The sequence below is a fragment of the Luteimonas composti genome (genome assembly GCF_042678665.1).
Classification (GTDB): domain Bacteria; phylum Pseudomonadota; class Gammaproteobacteria; order Xanthomonadales; family Xanthomonadaceae; genus Luteimonas; species Luteimonas composti.
Genome location: NZ_JBHTKU010000002.1, coordinates 410,484 through 433,582 on the forward strand (window position 1 = coordinate 410,484; position 23,099 = coordinate 433,582).

Below are 23,099 nucleotides of genomic sequence, written 5' to 3' on the forward strand. Positions count from 1 at the left end.
CAGCCGATGACGCCCGAAGAACTCCTGTCCACCTACGGCCCACGCGAGGCCATGGAATACGACGTAGTGGTGGTGGGCGCCGGCCCGGCCGGCCTGGCGACGGCGATCCGGCTCAAGCAGCTGGCGGCCGAACAGGGGCGCGAAGTCTCTGTGTGCGTGCTGGAGAAGGGCTCGGAGCCGGGGGCGCACATCCTGTCGGGCGCGATCGTGGACCCGAAGGCGCTGACCGAGCTGTTCCCGGACTGGGCCGACCGCGGCGCCCCGCTGAAGCAGGCCGTGGCGAAGGACGAATTCCTGTTCCTGGACGAGACCGGCGCGAAGTCCACGCCGGAGTGGCTGCTGCCCGAGTGCTTCCACAACGCCGGCAACTACATCGTGTCGCTGGGCGCGGTGACGCGCTGGCTGGCGCAGCAGGCCGAGGCCCTGGGCGTGGAGATCTTTCCGGGCTTCGCCGCCGACGAGGTGCTCTGCGCCGAGTCCGGGGCGGTACGCGGTGTCGCCACGGGCAACCTCGGCCTGGGCAGGGATGGCCAGCCCACGGCCGAGTTCCAGCTGGGCATGGAGCTGCACGCGAAGTACACGATCTTCGCCGAAGGCTCGCGCGGACATCTCGGCCGACAGCTGATCTCGAAGTTCAAACTCGACGAGGGCCGCGACCCGCAGAGCTACGGCATCGGCATCAAGGAGCTGTGGCAGGCCGCTCCTGGCAAGCACCAGCCCGGCCTGGTGGTGCACACCGCCGGCTGGCCGCTGGACGGCGACACCTACGGCGGCTCGTTCCTGTACCACGCGGAAGACGGCAAGATCGCGGTCGGCTTCGTGGTCGGGCTGGACTATGCCAATCCGTACCTGAGCCCGTTCGAGGAGTTCCAGCGCTGGAAGACGCATCCGGCGATCCGCAAACACCTGGAAGGCGGCAAGCGCATCGGCTACGGTGCGCGCGCGATCACCGCCGGCGGCCTGCTGTCGTTGCCCAAACTCGTGTTCCCGGGCGGCGCGATGGTCGGCTGCGAGGCCGGTTTCCTCAACGCCAGCCGGATCAAGGGCAGCCATGCCGCGATCAAGACCGGCATGCTGGCCGCCGAAGCCGCGTTCGATGCGCTGGGCGCGGGCCGCGGCGGCGACGAGCTCTCGGCCTACCCGCAGGCCTTCGAGCAGAGCTGGCTGCATGCGGAACTGCTGCAGTCGAAGAACTTCAAGCAGTGGTTCAAGAAGGGCCGCAGCCTGGCCACGCTGATGACCGGCATCGAACAGTGGTTGCTGCCCAGGCTCGGCATCCGCAACCCGCCCTGGACCCTGCACCGCGACAGGCCCGACCACGCCTGCCTGGAGCCTGCGGCGCAGCACACCCGCATCCAGTACCCGAAGCCGGATGGCGTGCTGACTTTCGACCGCTTGAGCTCGGTGTTCCTGTCGAGCACCGCGCACGACGAGGACCAGCCCTCGCACCTGACGCTGAAGGATCCCTCGGTGCCGGTGGAGGTGAACCTGGCCACCTACGCCGGGCCGGAAGCGCGCTACTGCCCGGCGGCGGTGTACGAGTTCGTGGGCGAGGGCGCGGACACGCGCCTGCAGATCAATTTCGCCAACTGCGTGCACTGCAAGACCTGCGACATCAAGGATCCGACGCAGAACATCGTCTGGGTGGCGCCGCAGGGCGGCGGCGGCCCCAACTACGCGGGCATGTAATCCCGCCTGCGGGCAGCGGACGCCGCATGGCGCGCGATCGGCGCGCCTCTGCGAGGCTCAGGCGCTCGCCGCCAGCGGCATGCGCCGCTGCCACAGCGCGTGCAGGCCATGCGCGGCCAGGTCCTCCGGATGGCGATGCACGCCCACGCCGAAGACGGTGAGCGCGCGCGCATAGACATCGAGCAGGCGCGGGCTGCCGACCAGATGCACCTGCCCAGGCCGCACCGCGGCGTCCGAGAGTCCCGCGTGCAGTTCATGGCCGACCAGCAGGCCGGACAGGTAGGGCGCCAGCGCCTCGGGCCGGAGCTGCCCGGACAGGCCCTTGGTCCGAACGCCGAACAGGTGGTGGGACAGGCCGCCCGCCTCGCCGCTGCGACGCAGGCCGGCGGCGAACGCGTCCGGATCGAAAAGCTCCTCGTCGCCTTCCATCAGCGCGCCGAGGATGCTGTGCCCGCGCAGCACCGCGTACAGCTCGCCGGTCATGTAGGTACGGATGCGCGCGATGCGGCCGTCGCGGATCTCCACCCACTTGCTGTGGGTACCGGGCAGGCAGGCGTGATGAACGCCGCGCGGCAGCGTATCGAGCAGTGCGGCGAGCTGGCTTTCCTCGCCGCGCATGACGTCGGGCACCGCATCCGCGCAGGCGTCGCGCAGGCCGGGCACGAACCACAGTTCTCGGCCCCCGGCGTCGGGCAGCTGCACGCGCTGCATGCCGGCGGCGAGTTCGTCGATGCCGGCCGGGCATTCGAGGTAGGGCATCTCGTGCCAGCCGCCGCGCGCGGCGATCATGCCGCACAGCACGACCGGCCCACCCTCCCAGCCGGCCAGTTCGGCCGCCAGGACTTCGCCAAAGCGGCCGCGGCTGGCCAGCGTGCCCTGCCCGCTGCGCACCCGCTTGTGCAGGGTGCCGTCGACGCCGCGCCGGTACATGCGCAGGTGCGTGCTGCCCCAGTCGACCGCGATCATGCGGGGCGCCAGCGTGCTTCGGGCAGGCCAAGGCGCTCGCCCAGCGCAAGGGCGAACACGCCGCCGGCGGTGGGCGCCGCCGCCAGCGCGTCGTCCGCCATCTCCTCGCGGGCGGTGGTCACGAACAGCGTGTCGAGGCCCGCGCCGCCGATCGCACAGCACGAGGGCATGCCGGCGGGAATGGCCACCACGCGCGAGATGCTGCCATCCGGCGCATAGCGCACCGCGCGGCCGCCACCCCACTGCGCGTTCCACAGGTGGCCCTGTGCGTCGACGGTGGAGCCGTCGGGCGCGCCGTCGCCCTCGATCTCGGCAAAAACGGACGGCGGCGAGACCTGCGCCGCCACCGGATCGTAGTCGCAGCGCAGGATGCGCGGCTGCGCCGAATCGCAGTAGTACAGCGAGGCGCCATCGGGCGGGAAGCAGATCGAGTTGGGAACCGCCGCCGCCGGCAGCGGCAGCGGGCGCAGGCCGTGCGCGGCGGAGAACTGGTAGTAGCGGCCCAGCGGCGGGCTGGCGCCGGTCTCGTCCTTGGTGCCGAACACGAAGTTGCCGTGTCGGTCGCAGCGGCCGTCGTTGCTGCGCGTGGATGCGCCCAGCTCCAGCTCCAGCGCGCACAGCGTCTCCAGCGCCAGTGGCGTACCGGGGATGGGCGGGGCGGCGAGGCGGATCGATTTCGCCAGCGCCAGCAGGAGGCGCCCGTCTTCGCACAGCGCCAGGCAGCCGAGCGGTTCGGGCAGGTCCCAGCAGTGGGTTTCCCCGGTGGCGGGCGCGTGCCGCCACAGCCGCGCGGACAGGATGTCGGTCCAGTACAGGCAGGCGGCGCGGTCGTCCCAGACGATGCCCTCGCCCAGCCGGCAGCGGCTGTCGACCGCGAGCGCCGCGGTCGCGATTTCAGGTGTCGTTGCGTTCATCGGTCACCATTCGGCCACGCTGCCGTCGCCATGCCGCCACAGCGGATTGCGCCACTGCGGAGGCTCGCGCCCGACGCGCGCAAGCATTTCCTCGTCGATCTCCACGCCGAGACCCGGACCAGGCAACGCGGCGATGCAGCCGTCGGCGTCGCAGCGGAAGTCGTCCTTGTTGAGCACGTAGTCGAGCAGGTCCGCCCCATGGTTGTAGTGGATGCCCATGCTCTGTTCCTGCAGCATCGCATTCCAGCTCACGAAATCCACCTGCAGGCAGGCCGCCAGCGCCACCGGGCCGAGCGGGCAGTGCGGGGCCAGGCCGACGTCGTGCGCCTCGGCCATCGCCGCGATCTTCACGCACTCGGTGATGCCGCCGGCATGGGAGAGGTCGGGCTGCAGCAGGGCCAGCCCGCCGGCGGCCAGCACCGGCTTGAACTCGGCGCGCGAATACATGCGCTCGCCCGCCGCCAGCGGGATCGAGGTGGCCTCCGAGAGCGGCCGGTAGTACTCCCACTGCTCGGGCAAGACCGGTTCCTCGACGAACAGCGGCTTGAACGGCGCCAGTTCACGCAGCAGCACGCGCGCCATCGGCGCGCTCACGCGGCCGTGGAAGTCGATGCCGAAATCGATCGCGTCACCCACCGCCTCGCGCACCGCGGCGACCTTCGCCACCGCCGCGTCGATCGCGCGCGGACTGTCGATCAGCCGCAGTTCCTCGGTGCCATTGAACTTGAAGGTGTCGAAGCCGAGCGCGCGGTAGGCCTGCATCTGCGCGACGATGTCGGCCGGGCGGTCGCCGCCGACCCAGCGGTAGGTCTTCATCCGCTCGCGCACGCGGCCGCCGAGCAGCTGGTACACCGGCACGCCCAGGGCCTTGCCCTTGATGTCCCACAGCGCCTGGTCGATGCCGGCGATCGCGCTCATCAGGATCGGGCCGCCGCGGTAGAAGCCGCCGCGGTACATCGCCTGCCACAGGTCGTTGATATGCCCCGGGTCGCGTCCGACCAGCAGTTCGCCCAGCTCGTGCACGGCGCTCTCGACCGTGGCCGCGCGGCCCTCGATCACCGGCTCGCCCCAGCCGCTGATGCCTTCGTCGGTCTCGATCTTCAGGAACAGCCAGCGAGGCGGCGCATGCCAGGTGGTGAGGCGGGTGATCTTCATGCGGCTGCCCGCCAGGCGTCGAGGAACAGGCGCGCCTGCGATCGCGTCCGCGCGGGCGACTGTCCCGCGCGGTACAGCTCGCCGCCGATGGCCGCACCGCTGCAGCCGGCGGCCAGGTAGTCGCCGAGGTTGTCGGGGGTGATGCCGCCCACCGCCAGCAGCGGCGCCGGCGGCAGCACGCTGCGCAGCGCCCGCGCCAGCGCAGGGCCGTACACCGATGCGGGAAACAGCTTGAGCATGTGCGCGCCAGCCTCCAGCGCATCGAACGCCTCGCTGGCGGTGGCGCAGCCTGCGGCGATGGTGAATCCGCGTTCGCGCGCGGCGCGGATCAGCGCCGGACGCACGTTGGGCGTCACCACCAGCTCGCCGCCCGCCGCCTGCAGTGCGTCCAGGTGCGCCGGCTCGAGCACGGTGCCGGCGCCGACGCGCGCGCGGTCGCCGCACGCGGCCACGGCCAGGGCCACGCTGCGGTCCCAGCCGGGCGAGTTGGTCGGGATCTCGATGGCGCCGAACCCTTCCGCCAGCAGCGCGTCGACGTGCGCCTCGACGTCATCCACGGTCACCCCGCGCAGGATCGCGACCAGGGGTGGATGGAAAGACGGGAGGGGATCGTCCATGGCGTCGGGGATCGGCGTTTCCAGGCGGCGGGTGTCGCAGGGTCCCTGCGGCTGGCGCATAGGCTGGCGGGTGGGGGTATGTACGACAAATGAAATATTCGGCGTACGCTATTCCCCTCGTGAATAGTGAGGCTGGGCACAGGATGATGCACGCCAGCGCGCCCCGGTCCGGCGCTTCCCGGCTCAAGACGCGCCATCTTGCCCTGCTGCTCCACCTGCACGACCACGGCTCGGTGCTGCGCGCCGCCGAGGCGGCCAACATGACCCAGCCCGCCGCGTCCAAGCTGCTGGCGGAGATGGAATCGCTGCTGGGCGTGTCCCTGTTCGAACGGCATGCGCGCGGGGTCGAGCCCACCGCCTTCGGGCTGACCATGGTGCGCCGGGCGCGCGCGGCGCTGGCCGAGATCGAGCGCGCGGGCGAGGAGATCGTCGCCCTGCGCGAAGGGCGGCTGGGCAAGGTCGCGATCGGAACCGTGGTCAATCCCGGCACCACCCTCGTGCCGCAGGCGGTGGCGGCGATGAAGCGCGCCTACCCCGGCATCCTGGTCGAAGTGGAAATGGACTACAGCCGGCCGCTGGTGGCGCGCCTGCTCGATGGCCAGCTCGACATCGTCATCGGCCGGATCATGGATCCGGAGGGCGCCGCCGACCTCGAGTTCGAACCGCTGGCCGACGAGCCGCATGCGGTGATCGTGCGCGCAGGGCACCCGCTGGCCGGGCGCGACCACGTGGCCCACGCCGACCTCCAGGACCACGGCTGGATCATGCCACCGGCGGCCAGCGTGCTGCGCACGCGCCTCGACGCGGTATTCCACCAGCACGGCCTGCGTTCGCCGCAGAACCTGGTCGAGACCGCCTCGCTGCCGGTGATCATCCACCTGCTGCGCCACAGCGACCTGCTCGCAGCGCTGCCCACCGAATGCGTGGCGCCCTACCTGCAGACCGCGCAGATGCAGGTGCTGCCGATCGAACTGGACGTGCGCATGGAGTACTTCGGCATCATCCGCCGTCGCGACCGCGCGCCCGCGCCGGGCGTGGCGCACATGCTGCAGACGCTGCGCGAGACCGCGCGGCGCATCTATCCGCCGCTGCCGGAGCTGCGCGCCGGCGCCTAGCGGACGCCGGTCAGCCGCGCGGCGACGGCGCCGGTCGAGCGGCAGGCGCGCCATCCGAGCTATTCCGGATCAACCTAGCTCAGCCCCAAAAATTCATTGGTGGCGCATGGATTTGCGCTCCTATGCTCGCCGCAGCGCCGCCTCCCGCGCTCGCCGAGCCAGGCGGGGGTGCCGCCCGAAGAGCCGACAAAGGCCACGCAAACACCCGGATCCGCTTGTCATGTGCCCGTGGGAGGGGAACACCATGCCAATGCACGACCGCCACTGCCGCGCCGCCTGCCGACGCGCGGAACACCTCGCCGCCCGTACCCTCCGCCGCAGCGCCATCGCGCTCGCCGTTGCCGCCTGCTTCGCCGCGCCATTGCACGCGCAGCAGGCCGAAACCCAGGGCGCCGCACAGGACGAGGCGACGACCCTCGACGCCGTGGTGGTGTCCGGCATCCGCGGCTCGGTGTATCGCGCCCAGGACATCAAGCGCGACGCCGACACCTTCGTCGACTCGGTGACCGCGCTGGATATCGGTGCGTTGCCCGACCGCAGCGTCACCGAGACGCTGTCGCGCATCCCGGGCGTCACCATCGACCGCTTCCTGTCCGTGGGCGACCCCGAACACTTTTCCGCCGAGGGCGGCGGCGTGCAGGTGCGCGGCCTGACCCAGGTGCGCTCGGAGCTCAATGGCCGCGACAGTTTCTCCGCCTCCGGCGGACGTGCCTTGAGTTTCCAGGACGTGCCGTCCGAGCTGATGGCCGGCGTGGACGTGTACAAGAACCAGACCGCGGAGATGATCGAGGGCGGGCTGGGTGGCACCGTCGACCTGCGCACGTTCATGCCGTTCGACTTCGAAGCGAGCCGTCTCGGCGTGTCCTTCAGCGCCAACCGCGGCGACTTCGCGGATGAGGTCAAGCCGTCCGGCTCGATCCTCTACAGCAACCGCTGGGAAACCGGGGCAGGCGACTTCGGCATCCTGGTCGACGTCGCGCATTCGGAACTGGCCACGCGCACCGACGGCATGTTCGTGCGCCCGTTCTTCAACACCGCCAACAGCGACCTCGACGGCGACGGCGCCAATGAGCGCCTGTGGCTGCCGCGTGGCGCCGACTGGCGCACGCTGGAATACGAGCGCGAGCGCCAGGGCGCCTACGTCGCCCTGCAGTGGCGGCCGAACGAGGACGTGGAAGTGTTCGCGACCGCCTTCCAGAGCAAGTACGACGAGCTCTGGTACGAGGACGCGATCTTCGTGTCCAACGATCCGCTGCAGGTGCGGCTCGACGCCAGCCGGCCGTACACGCTCGACGGCGACGTGTTCGTGTCCGGGCGATTGCGCTCCGACGGCGACATTCCGATGGGCACGGATATCCGGGCCTCCCATCGCGAGTCGAGGACGTCCGACTATTCCGTCGGCCTGAAGTGGGCCTTCGGCGAGCGCACCGAGTTCTCCACCGACCTGCAGTTCATCCAGGCCGATACCCGCGCGCTGGACTCCACCGTCTCGCTGGGGCTCAACGTGCCCTATATCGACGTGGACCTGGCCTCGGGCCTCCCCATGATCGGCGTGGACGAGCAGTTCACGGCCAACCCCGGCAACTACTACTGGGGTTTCACCATGGACCACCGCGACGATAACGAAGCCGAGGAGGTGGCCTGGCGGGCCGATCTCAAGCACAGCTTCGATGCGGGCGTCCTGCAGTCGATCAAGTTCGGCGTGCGCCTGACCGACCGCGACGCGACCAGCATCGATACCGGTTACGACTGGCAGCCGGTGTTCCAGACCTGGATGCAGTGGTGGGCCCTGCCCGGCGACCAGCCCCTGCCGGGCCTGGACATCGGCGACACGGTCAACTCGAGTTGGGTGAACCTGTCGACCTTCGAGAACTTCTACCGCGGCGACGCCCGCACGCCCGGCGCGTTCTACGCACCGGTGCTGGCCACCGCGCTGGGCTTTCCGCAGAGTTATCTCGACATCCATGGCGCGGCGACGCCGTACTACCTGCCGGGCGCGCCCTACGGACAGATCACCCCGCGCAGCCTCGACGATCCACAATGGCGCAACGTGCAGGGCGAGAAGACCAGGGCCGCCTACGCCATGCTCAGCTTCGGCAACGACGAGGCGCTGTTCGACGGCAACATCGGCGTGCGCGTGGTCCGGACCGAGAACGAGGCGGATGGCTTCCTGGTCTATCCCAGCCAGGCGGCCGCGCCTTACCTCGGCGCCGGCGAGTCGGTGCCGATCTCGGCCCGCAACTCGTACACCGACGTGCTGCCCAGCCTCAACCTGCGCTGGGAGTTCGCGCCCAACCTGATCGGGCGCTTCGCGGCGTCCAAGGCGGTCGCCCGCCCGGCCTTCAGCGACATGCAGGCGTTCCAGCAGCTTGCTGCCGGGGTCCGTTCGGGCGTGGAACCGCAGCCCGGAGAGATCCTCACGCCCGACCAGCTCGACCTGACCGGCAGCTCGAACGACAACCCCTACCTGGAGCCGATGAAGGCCAACCAGTTCGACCTGTCGCTGGAGTGGTACTTCGCTCCGGACCGCGGCGGCATGGCGTGGGTGAACTTCTTCCACAAGGAGGTCAAGGACTACTTCCGCCAGCAGACCGAGCTGCTGGCGTATCCCGGTGCGGATGGCAACGAGTACGACTACCTGATCTCGCGCATGGTCAATATCGGCACGGCGAGGATCCAGGGCGCCGAGCTGGGCTGGAACCAGTTCTTCGACTTCCTGCCCGCGCCCTTCGACGGCCTGGGCATGTCGGCCAACTACACCTACATCGACAGCTCCACGCGCATCCCGGCCGGGTCCAATGCCGTACCGCTCGATACCGACGGCACCCCGTTCGACGACCTGCCGGCCGATGGCCTGTCCAAGAACGCGTACAACGCGGCCGTGTTCTACGAGAAGGGACCCTGGCAGGTGCGCCTGGCCTACAACTGGCGCAGCGAATACCTGCTGTCGGTCGGTCCGAACGGCTACAACGGCGGCGATGGCGGCATCGCCTGGAAGCTGCCGGTCTACAGCGACAGCTTCGGCCAGCTCGACGGCTCGATCTTCTACCGCTTCTCCGACCACGTGCAGCTCGGCCTGGAGATGAACAACCTCAACAACGCCGAGCAGCGCACGATCATGGACCAGAACGGCGCGGGCCGCCGCATCACCTCCTGGTACGTCAACGACCGCCGCTACGCGGCGACCCTGCGCCTGACCTTCTGAGGCCGGACTCCGGGACGGCGCGCTCTCCCGAGGACGTCCCGCCGATTCCGCGACGGCCGACGGTGGCCGTCGAAACCGTTGCAATCGCATCTGCCGGGCGGTCGCCATCGCTCGACGCCGCATTGACGGTCCAGAAAAGTTAACGCTAACATCCCGGCCGCGACACCAGATCGCGGAAGCAGAACAGGGGCGGGGACAGCCCGTAATCATTGCCGCAGCGGCACCGGTACGGTGCACGCATTGCCGGCGGGGGAAGTTGCATCGCGGTGGTGGCCGGCCGAAGGCCGGACGCGCCGCCGCGGCACCGTTCAGAAAACTCAAGTCATCGACGCAAATTCCTCGGGAGGGAAGTCCATGCGTACGTCCAAGCACCGCCATCCGGCATTCGGGATGGCCGGCCCTGCAGTCCTGCGCCAGTTCCGCCGCAGCGCCCTCGCCGTCGGCGTGGCCACGTTGTTGTCCGCCCCCCTTTACGCGCAGGAGGCCCCGTCCACCGGCTCCGAGGCGGTCGACCTCGACACCGTCGTGGTGAAGGGCGTCCGCGGCGCGGTGATGCGCGCCCAGGACATCAAGCAGGAAGCTACCCAGATCGTGGACTCGGTGACCGCCGAGGACATCGGCGCGCTGCCCGATCGCAGCGTTACCGAGACCCTCAAGCGCGTCAGCGGCCTGACCGTCACCGGCTTCGCGGCGCGCGACGATACCGACCACTTCTCGGCCGAAGGCAGCGGCGTGATGATCCGCGGCCTGACCTTCGTCCGCGGCGAGCTCAACGGCCGCGACGTGTTCACCGCCAACGGTGGCCGCGGCATCAGCTTCGAGGAGGTCTCGGCCGAACTGATGGCCGGAGTGGACGTCTACAAGAATCCCTCGGCCGAAATCATCGAAGGCGGCCTGGGTGGCACCATCAACCTGCGCACCCGCATGCCGTTCGACGAGCCGGGCCGCAAGATCGCCGGCAGCGTCGACGCCAACTATGGCGACAAGGCCAAGGACACGCGGCCCTCGGCCTCGTTCCTGTTCAGCGACCGCTGGCAGACCGGCGTGGGCGAGATGGGCTTCCTGGCCAACGTCTCGTACTCCGAGCTGGCCACGCAGTCCGACGGCATCCAGATCCAGCCGTACTCGCGCCGCGGCCGCACGCCGGCCGAGCAGCCCGAGGGCCTGCCCAACGGCGAGGGCTGGGTATATGACTGGGAGCAGGAGGCGTGGGTGTCCTCCGACAGCCAGCGCGACCTGCTGCTGGAAGGCAGCGGCCGCGACCACGTCTTCGTGCCGGGCGGCGTGAACTGGCGGCGCACCGATTTCGACCGCAAGCGCCAGGGCGGCGCCTTCGCGTTCCAGTGGCGTCCCAACGACGACACCGAGATCTATACCCAGTTCATCACGTCCAAGTACGACATGACCTGGCGCGAGCACTTCATGGAGTACGCCGGCGCCGGCGAGGCCAACAACACCGACAACTGGACCGGCGACCCCAACTACTACGGCAACGCCTACGACGGCGGCGACGGCCTGGCCGATCGCACCAACCGCCTGATCCCGATGCCGGGCACGCAGTTCGAGTACGACGAGAACGGGCGGTTCCTGCGCGGCAGCATCCGTCTGGGCGGCTGGCGCGGGCAGCCGGGCGACGATTCGAACGGCATGTACCAGGGCCCGGGCATCCAGTTCGCGGTCGGCAACCGCTACAACGTGCAGTCCTCGCAGACCACCGACTGGTCGGCCGGGTTCAAGCACTTCATCAGCGACAACTTCCTGGTGCGCGGCGACTTCCAGTACGTGAAGGCCACCAGCGACCAGGTCGACTTCTCGGTGCACACCTCGACCCTGCTCGAGGGCATCACCCTGGACCTCACCGGCAAGTACCCGTCGGTGACGCTGGACAATCCCGAGCGCGCGCTGCAGCAGGAGACGTACTTCTGGCGCTCGGCGATGGACCACCTGGCCGACAACGAGGGCCACGAGCGGGCGGGTCGGCTGGATTTCGAATACAACTTCGACAACCACAGCTGGCTGCGGACGGCACGCTTCGGTGCGCGCGTGGCCGACCGGGAGTACACCAGCTTCTATACGACCTACAACTGGCAGCCCATCAGCGACGACTGGAACCGGATCACCAACCCCGATCCGACCCGTCCGCCGGTGGCCTGGCTCGACCAGTTCTATTCGAACGAGTCGGCGCTGTACACGATGGACAACTTCTTTGGCGGCAGGGCCAACGTTCCGACCCAGTTCTGGGCTGCGAGCGACGGCTTCGTCGATATCGCCCGCGTGCGCGACACCCTCGCCACGATCCCCGGCGCGCAGTGGTCTCCCATCAGCTACAGCCCGGATGCGATCAACCAGCAGCGTGAGACGACCCAGGCCGGCTACGGCATCCTGTATTTCGGCAACGACGAACTGCGCAATCCGGTCGACGGCAACGTCGGCGTGCGCGTGGTCAAGACCAGCGTCAAGGCCATCGGCGGCGGCCTGATGCCGGACATGACCGGCGCCTACGTCGAGGACGTGGCCCAGGAGGTGCGCGACGCGTTCTATGGCCAGGCCTTCACCAGCCAGGTCAACACTTCCTATACCGACGTGTTGCCCAGCCTGAACCTGCGCGTGCGCTTCGACCACGGCCTGCAGTGGCGCTTCGCCGCGTCGAAGGCCATCGCGCGCCCCGAGTTCCGTCTGATGCAGAACTGGATCACGCTGGGCGCCAATGCCGCGGGCTGCGCCCAGGCGCGCGAGGACGGGCTGCGCGAAGAACTGTGCAGCTTCGACGACCTGGCCTACAGCGGCAGCGGTGGCAACCCCGAGCTGAAGCCGATGCGCGCCAACCAGTTCGACACCGCGCTGGAGTGGTACTTCGGCCCGGCGGACAGCGTCTACATCACGATGTTCAAGAAGGACGTGAAGGATTACTTCGCGACCTCGCTTGGCACGGAGATCATCGACGGCCGCTCCTACCAGATGAACCGTACCCGCAACCTGGACGAAGGCAAGATCAAGGGCTTCGAGCTCGGCTACTCCCAGTTCTTCGACTTCCTGCCGGGTCTGGGCGTGCAGGCGAACTACACCTTCGTGGACAGTTCGGGCGGCACCAATGTCGACGTGAGCATTCCCACCGCGTCGCCCATTGTCCCGGAAGTTGCCGTGGAACTGCCGCTGGAAGGCCTGTCGCGCCGCAGCTACAACCTGATCGGCATCTTCGAGCGCGGTCCGGTCTCGTTCCGTCTGGCCTACAACTGGCGCTCGCGCTACCTGTTGACCAGCAGCGACGTGATGCCGGCGATGCGCCAGCCGGTGTGGAACGACGACTATGGCCAGCTCGACGGCTCGTTCTTCTACAACCTGACCGACAACATCCAGCTGGGCCTGCAGGTGAACAACATCACCAACAGCACCACCAAGCTGCTGATGGGCCCGCGCGGCTACCGTCGCGATGGATTCGTCGACGAGACGCTGTACAACCGCGCCTGGTTCGAGAACGACCGTCGCTACTCGGCGGTGCTGCGCGCGAGCTGGTAAGCGTCGCCCCCGTCGAAAGACCGATCGACGCCCGGTGGCCTCCACCGGGCGTCTTTCTTTTTTCTGCGAAATCGCTGCCACTGGCGCGTTTCGCCGCGTGGCGCGGCCGTGCATGCAGGCATCACTGCAGCGCAGCATTCCCTGATGCTATACACGCGGACGATTTCTTCATTGGTCCGGAATTGGTCCGCGTCCTATGCTCGGAAGGCGCGATGCGCAGGTGTCGTCGCCCAGACGGGCGGCGTCTATCCTTGGGCGGGACCGCGCCGAATCCGGGGATGTCCCTTGGGACAGGCCTGACGGCATCATTCCCCGGGGCGAAGCGTGCCGGCCCGGGCTCTGCGGACGATCGGCGCGCGGGTCATGCGAGGGACCAAGAGTGGCTGGAGCATCCAGGTCGGGACAGCGCGCGGCGATGCGCGGCGAGGGGCAGCGCGGCGATTCGGAGACGGGGGTCCGCTTGCGTCGCGCGGCGGCACGGTCCGCGGCAGCGCTGGTCCTGCTGGTCGGCGCCACGCACGCCGTCGAACTGCCCCGCATGTTTTCAGACGGCATGGTGCTTCAGCGCGGCTCGGCGATTCCCGTCTGGGGCATGGCGGAGCCGGGCGCCCGGGTGGCGGTGTCGTTCGACGGCACGACCGTTGAGGCGAGCGCCGACGGCAACGGCGCGTGGCGGGTGGAACTGCCCGCGCGCGAGTCGGGCGGGCCGCTGGTACTGCGCATCGACGACGGCAAGGCGCCGCGCGAGCTGCGCGACGTGCTCGTGGGCGACGTGTGGCTGGCCTCGGGCCAGTCGAACATGGAGTGGCCGATTTCGCAGTCGGCGGATGGCGAGGCCGAAGTCGCGCGCGCCAACGATCCGCTGATCCGCCACTTCAAGATCCCGAAGTCCTGGGCCGGGCTGCCGCAGTGGCAGCTGGCCGGAGGCGACTGGGTGGCATCGTCCCCGGACGTCGCGGGCCAGTTCTCCGCCGTGGCCCACTTCTTCGCACGCGAGCTGCGCGCATCCGTCGATGTGCCGATCGGCATCATCGACAGCACCTGGGGCGGCAGCAGCATCGAGGCCTGGATGGATGCGGGCACGCAGGGGATCGACGGCGATGGCCTGGTCGAGCTGGCGCGCCGGCTGAAGCTCGAGGATGCGCAGGCGCTGGCCCAGGCGCGCGCCAACCTCGCGCGCTGGCAGCTGCCCGCCGACGACACCGGCTGGCATGTCGCCGACCTCGACACGACGCAATGGGACGACATGGCCGTGCCCACGCTGTGGGAGGCTGCCGGCTGGAACGGGATGGACGGCGTGGCGTGGTACCGCACCAGCGTCACGCTGACGGCCGACGAAGCGCGTCGCGGCATGGCCCTGGGCGTGGGCCGCATCGACGATACCGACACCACCTGGGTCAACGGAATCGAAGTCGGCAGCACCGAACTGCAGTACGACGCGCCGCGCGTCTACGCGGTGCCGGCTGGCGTGCTGCGCGAAGGCGTCAACGCGATCGCGGTCCGGGTGACCGATGTCGGCGGCGGTGGCGGCATCCACGGCCTGCCCGGGGAGCTGTACGCACAGCCGGACGGTGGCATGCGCCGCACCCTGGCCGGCACCTGGAAATTCCGGCCGGCCGAAGTGACGGCGCTTTCGCTGGACGACAACAAGAACCAGCGGGCGACCCTGCTGTACAACGCGATGATCGCCCCGCTGCAGCCGTTCCCGATACGCGGGGTGATCTGGTACCAGGGCGAGTCCAACGCCGGCAGCATCGAACAGGCGCTGCGCTACCGCGAGCAGTTCCCGGCGATGATCCGGCAGTGGCGCGCGCAGTGGAACGTCCCGGAGCTGCCGTTCCTCTGGGTGCAGCTGGCGAGCTGGCATTCGGGCGGCGACCAGGGAGACGACAGCCCCTGGGCGGTGCTGCGCGAATCCCAGACCGCGACGCTGGCGCTGCCTGCCACCGGGCAGGCGGTGGCGATCGATATCGGCGATGTCGCCGACATCCATCCGAAGAACAAGCAGGACGTCGGCAAGCGCCTGGCGCTGGTGGCGCGCCACGTGGCCTATGGCGAGACGCTGGTCCATTCGGGGCCTGTGTTCGAGGGCGCCAGCTTCGAAGGCAATCTTGCGCGCCTGCGTTTCCGGGGCGACTGGCTGGCGGTCCGCGGGGGTGGCGCACTGCGGGGCTTCCAGCTGGCGGGCGAGGACCGGGTGTTCCACCCGGCGACGGCGACGGTCGTGGATGGCCAGATGCTGACGGTGCGCAGCGATGCGGTCCCGGCACCGGTGGCGGTGCGCTACGCATGGCGCGACGCCCCGGTGGACGCGAACCTCATCGGTTCCACGGGCCTGCCCGCAGCGCCGTTCCGGAGCGATGACTGGTGACAGGCGGGCGCCCGCGCGTCGCGGCCGGGTGGCGGCAGGATGCTCCTGCCCCTGCCGTGACCTTGGCTTTCCGGCTCGAAGCTCAACGGCGAGCGCCTACGCAGAGGCGAGGTCGAACGCAGGAGCGAGCGACGCGAACCCGTGGTTGTCCCGCCTTGGGCCTGCTGACGGCCGCGGCATTTCTGGTGCTGACGGGCTGCCAGCCCGGACCCGCATCCCGGCCCCAGGACGATCCGGCGGCATCGGCGCGCGCGTCAGGGCAGGGGGAGGCCCGCAAGCCGAACCCCACGCAGGAGCGCGAAATTCCGCGGCTCGAAAGCAGGGACGGCAAGCACGCGCTGATCGTCGACGGCGCACCCTTCCTGATCCTCGGCGGTCAGGCGCACAACTCCAGCAACTATCCCGAGCCGCTCAAGCAGGTGTGGCCCGCGCTGGACGACCTGGGCGCCAATACCCTGTCGATCTCGATCGCCTGGGAACAGGTCGAGCCGGAGGAGGGCAGGTTCGACTTCTCCTTCGTCGACCATCTGCTCGAACAGGCGCGCGCGCACGACAAGCGCCTGGTCCTGCTGTGGTTTGCGACCTGGAAGAACAACGGGCCCAACTACGCGCCAGCCTGGGTCAAGCTCGACAACGACCGCTTCCCGCGCGTGGTCCGCGAGGACGGCAGGGTGCTCAACTCGCTTTCGCCCCACGCCGGGGCCACGCTCGAGGCCGATCGCAAGGCGTTCACGCGGCTGATGGCGCACCTGCGCGACAACGATCCGCAGCGCACCGTGATCCTGGTGCAGCCGCAGAACGAGCCGGGAACCTATGGCGGCGTACGCGATTTCTCGCCGCTGGCGCAGCGTGCCTTCGAGGGCCAGGTGCCGCAGGCGCTGCTCGACCGGCTCGGCAAGCAGCCCGGCAGCTGGCGCGAGGTGTTCGGCGCCGACGCCGACGAAACCTTCCACGCCTGGCACATCGCCCATTACGTCAACGAGGTGGCGAAGGCCGGAAAGGCCGAGTATCCGCTGCCGATGTACATCAACGCGGCGCTGCGCGGGCCGTTCAACCCGGGACAGCCCGGGCAGTACGCCAGCGGCGGCCCGACCGACAACATGCTCGACGTGTACAAGGCCGCCGCGCCGGACATCGACCTGCTGGCGCCGGACATCTACATGCCCGAGTACATGAGCTACACCACCGTGCTCGAGCGCTACGCGCGTCCGGACAACCCGCTGTTCGTGGCCGAGACCGGCAACGCGCCGGAGTACGCGCGGTACCTGTTCGCGGCGCTGGATCACGACGGCATCGGCTGGGTGCCGTTCGGCATGGACTACACGCCCTACGGAAATTTCCCGCTGGGCGTGAAGCGCACCACGCCGGAGACCGTCGCGCCGTTCGCGCTGGCCTTCGCCCTGGTCAACCAGGGCATGCGCGAGTTCGCGAAGGCTGCGTCGGAAGGCCGCCTGCACGGCGTGGCCGAGCAGCCGGGCGTGCCGGAGCAGACGATCCGCCTCAACGAGCGCTGGAACGCGACGATCGCCTATGGCCTGCCGCATTTCTGGTTCCAGGGCGCAGTGCCGGGCAACCCGGAGCCCATCGGCGGCGCGCTGATCGCCGAACTCGGTCCCGACGAGTTCCTGGTCACCGGCATGCATGCGCGGGTGACGCTGCATCCGTCCACGCCCGGCCAGGCGCTGATCCACGACCGCGTGGAAGAGGGGCGGTATGTGGACGGCGCCTGGCAGTTCCAGCGCAACTGGAATGGCGACCAGACCGACTACGGGCTCAACTTCTCGGATGCCGTGCAGCTGCTGCGCGTGCGCCTCGCGACCTACCGCACCACCCCGGACCCTGCACAGGAGCGTTGATCCCATGGCCCGACTGTCGAATTCCATGCGCCTGCTGGCGCTGCCGCTGGCGGTGTCCCTGGCCGGCTGCGCCGCACAGGCCTCGCACTGGGAGCGCGCCGGGGACGACGTGATCGTGCGCCCCACCGCAGGGGGCGCGGCCGCCGTGCGTCTGCAGGTGGTGTCCGACGGCATCATCCGCGTGACCGCCGATCCGGCCGCTCGCTTCGAGCGTTCGCAAAGCCTGATGCGCGTGGACGCGCCCGCGCCGGCCCCCGCGTTCGAGGTGACCGAAGGCCAGGGCAAGCTGCGCGTGACCGCACGCGGCATCTCGGCCGAAGTCGGACTGGCCGACGGCAGGGTCGCGTTTTTCGACGTGGACGGGAAGCCGCTGCTGGCCGAGGTCGCCGGCGGGCGCAGCTTCGAACCGGTCGAGTTCGACGGCAGGCCCTATGCCTCGATCCGCCAGCGCTTCGAATCCAGCGCCGACGAGGGGCTCTACGGCACCGGCCTGCACCAGCAGGGCTGGATGGACCTCAAGGGACGCGATGTCGAGCTGCTCCAGCACAACATCGACAACGGCATTCCCTACCTGGTCTCGAGCCGGGGCTACGGCATCCTCTGGGACAACAACTCGATCACCCGCTACGGCGACCCGCGCGGGCTGCGCCAGATCGGCGAGGTGGTCGCGCTGTACGACAAGGACGGCGTGGAAGGCGCGCTGACCGCGACCTATTCCATCGACGGCGAGGTCAAGCTGGTCCGTCGCGAGGAGAAGATCGACTACCAGTTCATCGCCGGTCTCGAGGATTTCCCCGAAGAAGGCAAGAACCTCGCGCCGGGCGGGCGCAGCGAGGTGGTCTGGGAGGGCAGGATCGCCGCGCGCAGCGATGGCCGCCACACCTTCTCCCTGTTCAACAGCGAGTACGCGAAGCTCTACGTCGACGGCAAGCTGGTCATCGACCGCTGGCGCCAGAACTGGAACCCCTGGCACCACGAGTTCGCGCTGGAGCTGAAGGCGGGTGAGCCGCACGACATCAGGATCGAGTGGGACCGCATCGAGCCGGCCTACCTCGCCCTGCAGGGGCGCGACCCGCTGCCGCCGGCCGAGGCGCAGGACCTGTCGATCTGGTCGGAAGCCGCCCAGGTGATCGACTATTACGCCGTCGCAGGCAGCGACATCGCCGGCGCCATCGCCGGCTACCGCCAGCTCACCGGCAAGGCGGTGCTGCTGCCCAAGTGGTCCTACGGCTTCTGGCAGAGCCGCGAGCGCTACAAGACCCAGGCCGAGCTGACGGCTGTGCTCGACGAGTACCGCCGCCGCAAGCTGCCGATCGACGCGATCGTGCTCGACTGGTCGTACTGGCCCGAGGACGCCTGGGGTTCGCACGACTTCGACCCCGGGACCTTCCCCGACCCGGAAGGCATGGTGCAGCACGTCCACGACCGCAATGCGCAGATCATGATCTCGGTCTGGCCGAAGTTCTACCCGACCACCGCGCACTACAGGGAGCTCGACGCCGCCGGAGCCATGTTCACGCGCAATGTCGAGGTCGGCGAGCGCGACTGGATCGGAGAGGGCTATCTCAATTCGTTCTACGACGCGCACTCGGCCAAGGGGCGCGAGATCTTCTGGCGGCAGATGCACGACAAGCTCGATACGAAGGGCTTCGATGCCTGGTGGCTGGATGCGTCCGAGCCCGACCTGCACAGCAACCTCGACACCGGCGAGCGCAAGGCGCGCACGATGCCGAACGCGCTGGGTTCGTCCGTGGAGTACTTCAACTCCTACCCGCTGGTGCATTCGGAGGGCGTCTACCAGGGCTCGCGCAAGGCCAACCCGGACAAGCGCGTGTTCATCCTGTCGCGCGCCTATTTCGCCGGGCAGCAGCGTGCCGGTGCAGCGTTCTGGAGCGGCGACATCGTCCCGCGCTGGGACGACTACCGGGAGCAGATCTCCGGCCTGGTCAATGCCTCGATGGCCGGCGCGCCCAACGTGAGCTTCGATATCGGCGGCTTCTCGCCCGAGCGCCGCTACGAGACGAAGGATCCGGCGCACCTGCCCGAATGGCGGGAACTGAGCCTGCGCTGGTTCCAGCACGGCGCCTTCGTGCCGGTGTTCCGCCTGCACGGCCAGTTCCCGTACCGCGAGATCTGGGAAATCGCGCCCGAGGGCACGCCCCACTACGACAGCTTCGTGCACTACCTCAAGCTGCGCTACACCCTGCTGCCCTACATCTACACGCTGGCGGGCGACACCTGGCATCGCGACGGCACGATCCTGCGCGCGCTGGCGATGGACTTTCCTTCCGATGCGAAGGCGCGCGACATCGCCGACCAGTACCTGTTCGGGCCGGCCTTCCTGGTCGCGCCGGTCACGCAGTTCAGGGCGACCAGCCGCGAGGTCTACCTGCCGGCGGGCGCGTCGTGGATCGATTTCGAGACCGGCCAACGGCATGAGGGCGGGCAGACGGTCACTGCCGCCGCGCCGCTGCAGCGCATGCCGCTGTTCGTGCGCGCCGGATCGATCGTGCCGCGCACCGTGGTACAGCAGTACGTGGACGAGCAGCCCGGCGCGCCGCTGACCATCGAGGTCTACACCGGCGCGGACGGCAGCTTCTCGCTGTACGAGGACAACGGCCGCAGTTACGGCTACGAGCGTGGCGAGTCGGCGCGGATCCCGCTGGCCTGGGACGAGCAGAGGGGTGAGCTGTCGATCGGCGCGCGCGAAGGCGCGTATCCGGGCATGGCCGCCAGCCGCGAGATCCGGGTGCGTTTCGTCGACGGCCCGCGCGGCGACAACGGCGCGCTCGAGCCGGCAGCCGATGTCACGGTGACCTACGACGGCGGCGCGCTGACGGTGCGGCGGCCGAAGGCATGAGGCGCGGCGTCCCGGCCCCCACCCCAACCCTCCCGCGCGAGCGGGGGAGCGGGCAGGGCGGCCGCGACAGGTACAGCCGCGCGGGGCGCGTACCCGCCTCGGTCGTACTGGGCGATCTTGGGAGCCGGCGGTGCCTGGCAGCGGGCGTATGCGCCGCAGGGACCGAACGCGTGCCGACCTCCCCCGCACGCGCGCTTTGCCCTCCCCCGCTCGCGGGGGAGGGCCGGGGTGGGGGAGGCCGAAGCCACCATCCTGAAAGATCCAATGCCGCATTCCGGAGCTCCACGCCATGAGCTTCGACCCGCGCCGCCGCGACGCGCTCAAGGCCGCTGCCCTCGCCGCGATGGCCGGCGGCATCGGCCTTGCTCCCGGCTCCTCTGGCGCGGAGAGCGCATCGGCGCGAGCGCAGCGTGAGGCGGCTGGCGCGGCAACCACCGGTGACGGCATGGCAGCCGACGCATGGGCCGATCTGCGCCTCTGGTACCCGCGCCCTGCAACGCAATGGGTCGAGGCGCTGCCCCTCGGCAACGGCCGCCTCGGGGCCATGGTCTGGGGCGGCGGCAAGCACGAGCGCATCCAGCTCAACGAGGACACGCTCTACGCCGGCGGTCCCTACGATCCGACGCCGCCGGAGGCGCGGTCCGCACTGCCGGACGTGCGACGCCTGCTGTTCGCCGGCCGCTACGCCGAGGCCGAAGCGCTGGCCAACGCGAAGATGATGGCCCGGCCGCTCAAGCAGATGCCGTACCAGCCGCTGGGCGATCTCGTACTCGACTTCTTCGAGATCGCCGAGACCAACGGCTACCGCCGCGAACTCGACCTCGACACCGCGGTTGCGACGTCGAGCTTCGAAGCGCGTGGACTGCAGCACCGCCGCGAGGTCTTCGTCTCGCCGGCCGACCAGTGCGTCGCCGTGCGCCTGTCGGGCGACAAGCCCGGCCGCATCTCGCTGCGTATCGGCCTGGCCAGCGACCAGCCCGATATCGCAGTGGAACCGGACGGCGAGGCGGGACTGCTGCTGCGCGGGCGCAATGCCGCGGCTTTCGGCATCCCCGGCACGCTGCCCTTCGCCGCGCGCCTGCGGGTCGTGCCGGCCGGCGGCACCCTGCGCCGCGTCGGCGACCGCCTCGAGGTGCGCGATGCCGACGCGGTCGTGCTGCTGCTCACGGCGGCGACCGCGTTCCGCCGCTACGACGACGTATCCGCGGACCCGCTGGCGATCACCCGCACGCAGCTCGACGCGGCCGCGGCCCGCTCCTGGCAGGCGCTGCTCAAGGCGCACCTGGACGCACATCGCACGCTGTTCCGGCGCGTCTCGATCGACCTTGGCGCCACGCCCGCGGAAATCGCCGCGCTGCCCACCGACACACGCGTCGCGCGCTTCGCGCAGGGCGACGATCCGCAGCTCGCCGCGCTCTACCACCAGTTCGGTCGCTACCTGCTGATCGCGAGCTCGCGTCCCGGGACTCAGCCGGCCAACCTGCAGGGCATCTGGAACGACCTGATGCAGCCGCCCTGGGAGAGCAAGTACACGCTTAACATCAACACCCAGATGAACTATTGGCCGGCAGAGGCCAATGCGCTGCCCGAATGCGTCGAGCCGCTGGAGCGCATGGTGGCCGAGCTGGCCGAGCGCGGCGCCCACACGGCGCGCACGATGTACGGCGCACCAGGCTGGGTGGTGCACCACAACACCGACCTGTGGCGCGCGACCGCGCCGATCGACGGCGCCCAGTGGGGCCTGTGGCCGCTTGGCGGCCCCTGGCTGCTGCAGCATCTGTGGGACCGCTGGGACTACGGGCGCGATCCGCAGACGCTGCGCCGCATCTGGCCGCTGTTCAGGGGCGCGGCCGAGTTCTTCGCCGCCACCCTGGTCGAGGATCCGAATACCGGCGCGCTGGTGACCGCACCCTCGATCTCGCCGGAGAACCGGCATCCGCACGGCGCGGCGCTGTGCGCGGGGCCGTCGATGGACGCGCAGCTGCTGCGGGACCTGTTCGGCCAGTGCATCGAGGCTGCGGCCCTGCTCGACGTGGACCACGACTTCGCCGCGCAGCTGTCCATGCTGCGCGAGCGGCTTCCGCGGCACCGGATCGGGCGTGCCGGCCAGCTGCAGGAATGGCAGGAGGACTGGGACATGGATGCGCCCGAGATCGACCATCGCCATGTCTCGCACCTGTACGCGCTGCATCCGTCCAGCCAGATCAACGTGCGCGATACGCCGGGGCTCGCCGCCGCCGCGCGACGCTCTCTGGAAATCCGCGGCGACGAGGCCACCGGCTGGGGCATCGGCTGGCGCCTCAACCTGTGGGCGCGCCTCGGCGACGGCGAGCGCGCGATGAAGATCCTGCGCATGCTGCTGAGTCCGTCGCGCACCTATCCCAACCTGTTCGACGCCCACCCGCCGTTCCAGATCGACGGCAACTTCGGAGGCACCGCGGGCATCACCGAGATGCTGGTGCAGAGCTGGGGCGGGCGCATCCGGCTGCTGCCCGCACTGCCCGGCGACTGGTCCCGCGGCGCGCTGCGGGGCGTACGCGTGCGCAATGCCGCGCGCGTCGACCTGGCGTGGCGCGACGGCCGGCTCGTCGAAGCCCGGCTGCACAGCGAGCGGGGTGGCGATTACCGGGTGGAATGGCGCGGGCGCGAGCTCGGCCTGTCGCTCGCGGCCGGCGAAACCGCACGCCTGCGCGCGGGACGGGACGGGCTGCTGCGTGCGTGACGCGCAGGGGACAGGCCGGCCGGTAGTTGCTGGCGCAACGGCTGCGTTTGCTGCAATGCAGAAGCCACTCCGAACGCAATCGGATTACCCTGTCGCGCCGGATGACAGCGCAG

General features: G+C 69.7%; 12 protein-coding genes. 8 read left to right on the top strand and 4 right to left on the bottom strand.

All coding sequences use genetic code 11. The features are described 5' to 3' along the window. The first annotated feature begins 6 nt into the window (after positions 1 to 6). Positions 7 to 1,689 carry an electron transfer flavoprotein-ubiquinone oxidoreductase gene (locus tag ACFQ2D_RS06460; protein ID WP_280943020.1) on the top strand — a complete coding sequence of 561 codons (1,683 nt, stop codon included), beginning with the start codon at positions 7 to 9 and terminating at the stop codon, positions 1,687 to 1,689. A gap of 57 nt (positions 1,690 to 1,746) precedes the next feature. Here ACFQ2D_RS06460 and ACFQ2D_RS06465 read toward each other — a convergent pair whose 3' ends face one another. From ACFQ2D_RS06465 to ACFQ2D_RS06480, 4 genes are read right to left on the bottom strand one after another with little or no spacing between them, the layout of a single operon-like run. Further along, positions 1,747 to 2,655, bottom strand: coding sequence for a 2-dehydro-3-deoxygalactonokinase (locus tag ACFQ2D_RS06465; RefSeq protein ID WP_280943021.1), 909 nt, complete (start codon positions 2,653 to 2,655; stop codon positions 1,747 to 1,749). Then, entirely contained in the window at positions 2,652 to 3,569 is a 918-nt protein-coding gene (locus ACFQ2D_RS06470; protein WP_280943022.1) for an SMP-30/gluconolactonase/LRE family protein, read from the bottom strand. Before ACFQ2D_RS06470 ends, ACFQ2D_RS06465 begins: the two co-directional genes overlap by 4 nt. 3 nt (positions 3,570 to 3,572) lie before the next feature. After that, the gene (dgoD, locus tag ACFQ2D_RS06475; protein ID WP_280943023.1) at positions 3,573 to 4,724 is read right to left on the bottom strand and encodes a galactonate dehydratase; all 1,152 of its coding nucleotides are present in this window, start codon (positions 4,722 to 4,724) and stop codon (positions 3,573 to 3,575) included. Further along, positions 4,721 to 5,341: a 2-dehydro-3-deoxy-6-phosphogalactonate aldolase gene (locus tag ACFQ2D_RS06480; protein ID WP_280943024.1), complete on the bottom strand. Its 621-nt coding sequence runs from the start codon at positions 5,339 to 5,341 to the stop codon at positions 4,721 to 4,723. The genes dgoD and ACFQ2D_RS06480 overlap by 4 nt, the downstream gene beginning before the upstream one ends. A gap of 143 nt (positions 5,342 to 5,484) precedes the next feature. Here ACFQ2D_RS06480 and ACFQ2D_RS06485 point away from each other — a divergent pair, with 143 nt between their 5' ends. From ACFQ2D_RS06485 to ACFQ2D_RS06515, 7 genes are all read left to right on the top strand, one after another. Continuing rightward, positions 5,485 to 6,456 carry a LysR family transcriptional regulator gene (locus ACFQ2D_RS06485; protein ID WP_386795568.1) on the top strand — a complete coding sequence of 324 codons (972 nt, stop codon included), beginning with the start codon at positions 5,485 to 5,487 and terminating at the stop codon, positions 6,454 to 6,456. 244 nt (positions 6,457 to 6,700) lie between these two features. Continuing rightward, a complete protein-coding gene (locus ACFQ2D_RS06490; protein WP_280943025.1) occupies positions 6,701 to 9,661 on the top strand; it encodes a TonB-dependent receptor in 2,961 nt (986 codons plus the stop codon). 354 nt (positions 9,662 to 10,015) lie between these two features. Then, the gene (locus ACFQ2D_RS06495; RefSeq protein ID WP_425603626.1) at positions 10,016 to 13,177 is read left to right on the top strand and encodes a TonB-dependent receptor; all 3,162 of its coding nucleotides are present in this window, start codon (positions 10,016 to 10,018) and stop codon (positions 13,175 to 13,177) included. 538 nt (positions 13,178 to 13,715) lie between these two features. Continuing rightward, on the top strand, positions 13,716 to 15,548 hold the full coding sequence (locus tag ACFQ2D_RS06500) for a sialate O-acetylesterase (protein WP_280943382.1): 1,833 nt from the start codon (positions 13,716 to 13,718) through the stop codon (positions 15,546 to 15,548). A gap of 155 nt (positions 15,549 to 15,703) precedes the next feature. Continuing rightward, entirely contained in the window at positions 15,704 to 17,404 is a 1,701-nt protein-coding gene (locus tag ACFQ2D_RS06505) for a DUF5597 domain-containing protein (RefSeq protein WP_386795569.1), read from the top strand. Between the two features lie 4 nt (positions 17,405 to 17,408). Further along, positions 17,409 to 20,264: a TIM-barrel domain-containing protein gene (locus tag ACFQ2D_RS06510; RefSeq protein ID WP_280943026.1), complete on the top strand. Its 2,856-nt coding sequence runs from the start codon at positions 17,409 to 17,411 to the stop codon at positions 20,262 to 20,264. Positions 20,265 to 20,553: 289 nt separating this feature from the next. Next, positions 20,554 to 22,986: a glycoside hydrolase family 95 protein gene (locus ACFQ2D_RS06515; RefSeq protein ID WP_280943027.1), complete on the top strand. Its 2,433-nt coding sequence runs from the start codon at positions 20,554 to 20,556 to the stop codon at positions 22,984 to 22,986. Positions 22,987 to 23,099: the final 113 nt, after the last annotated feature.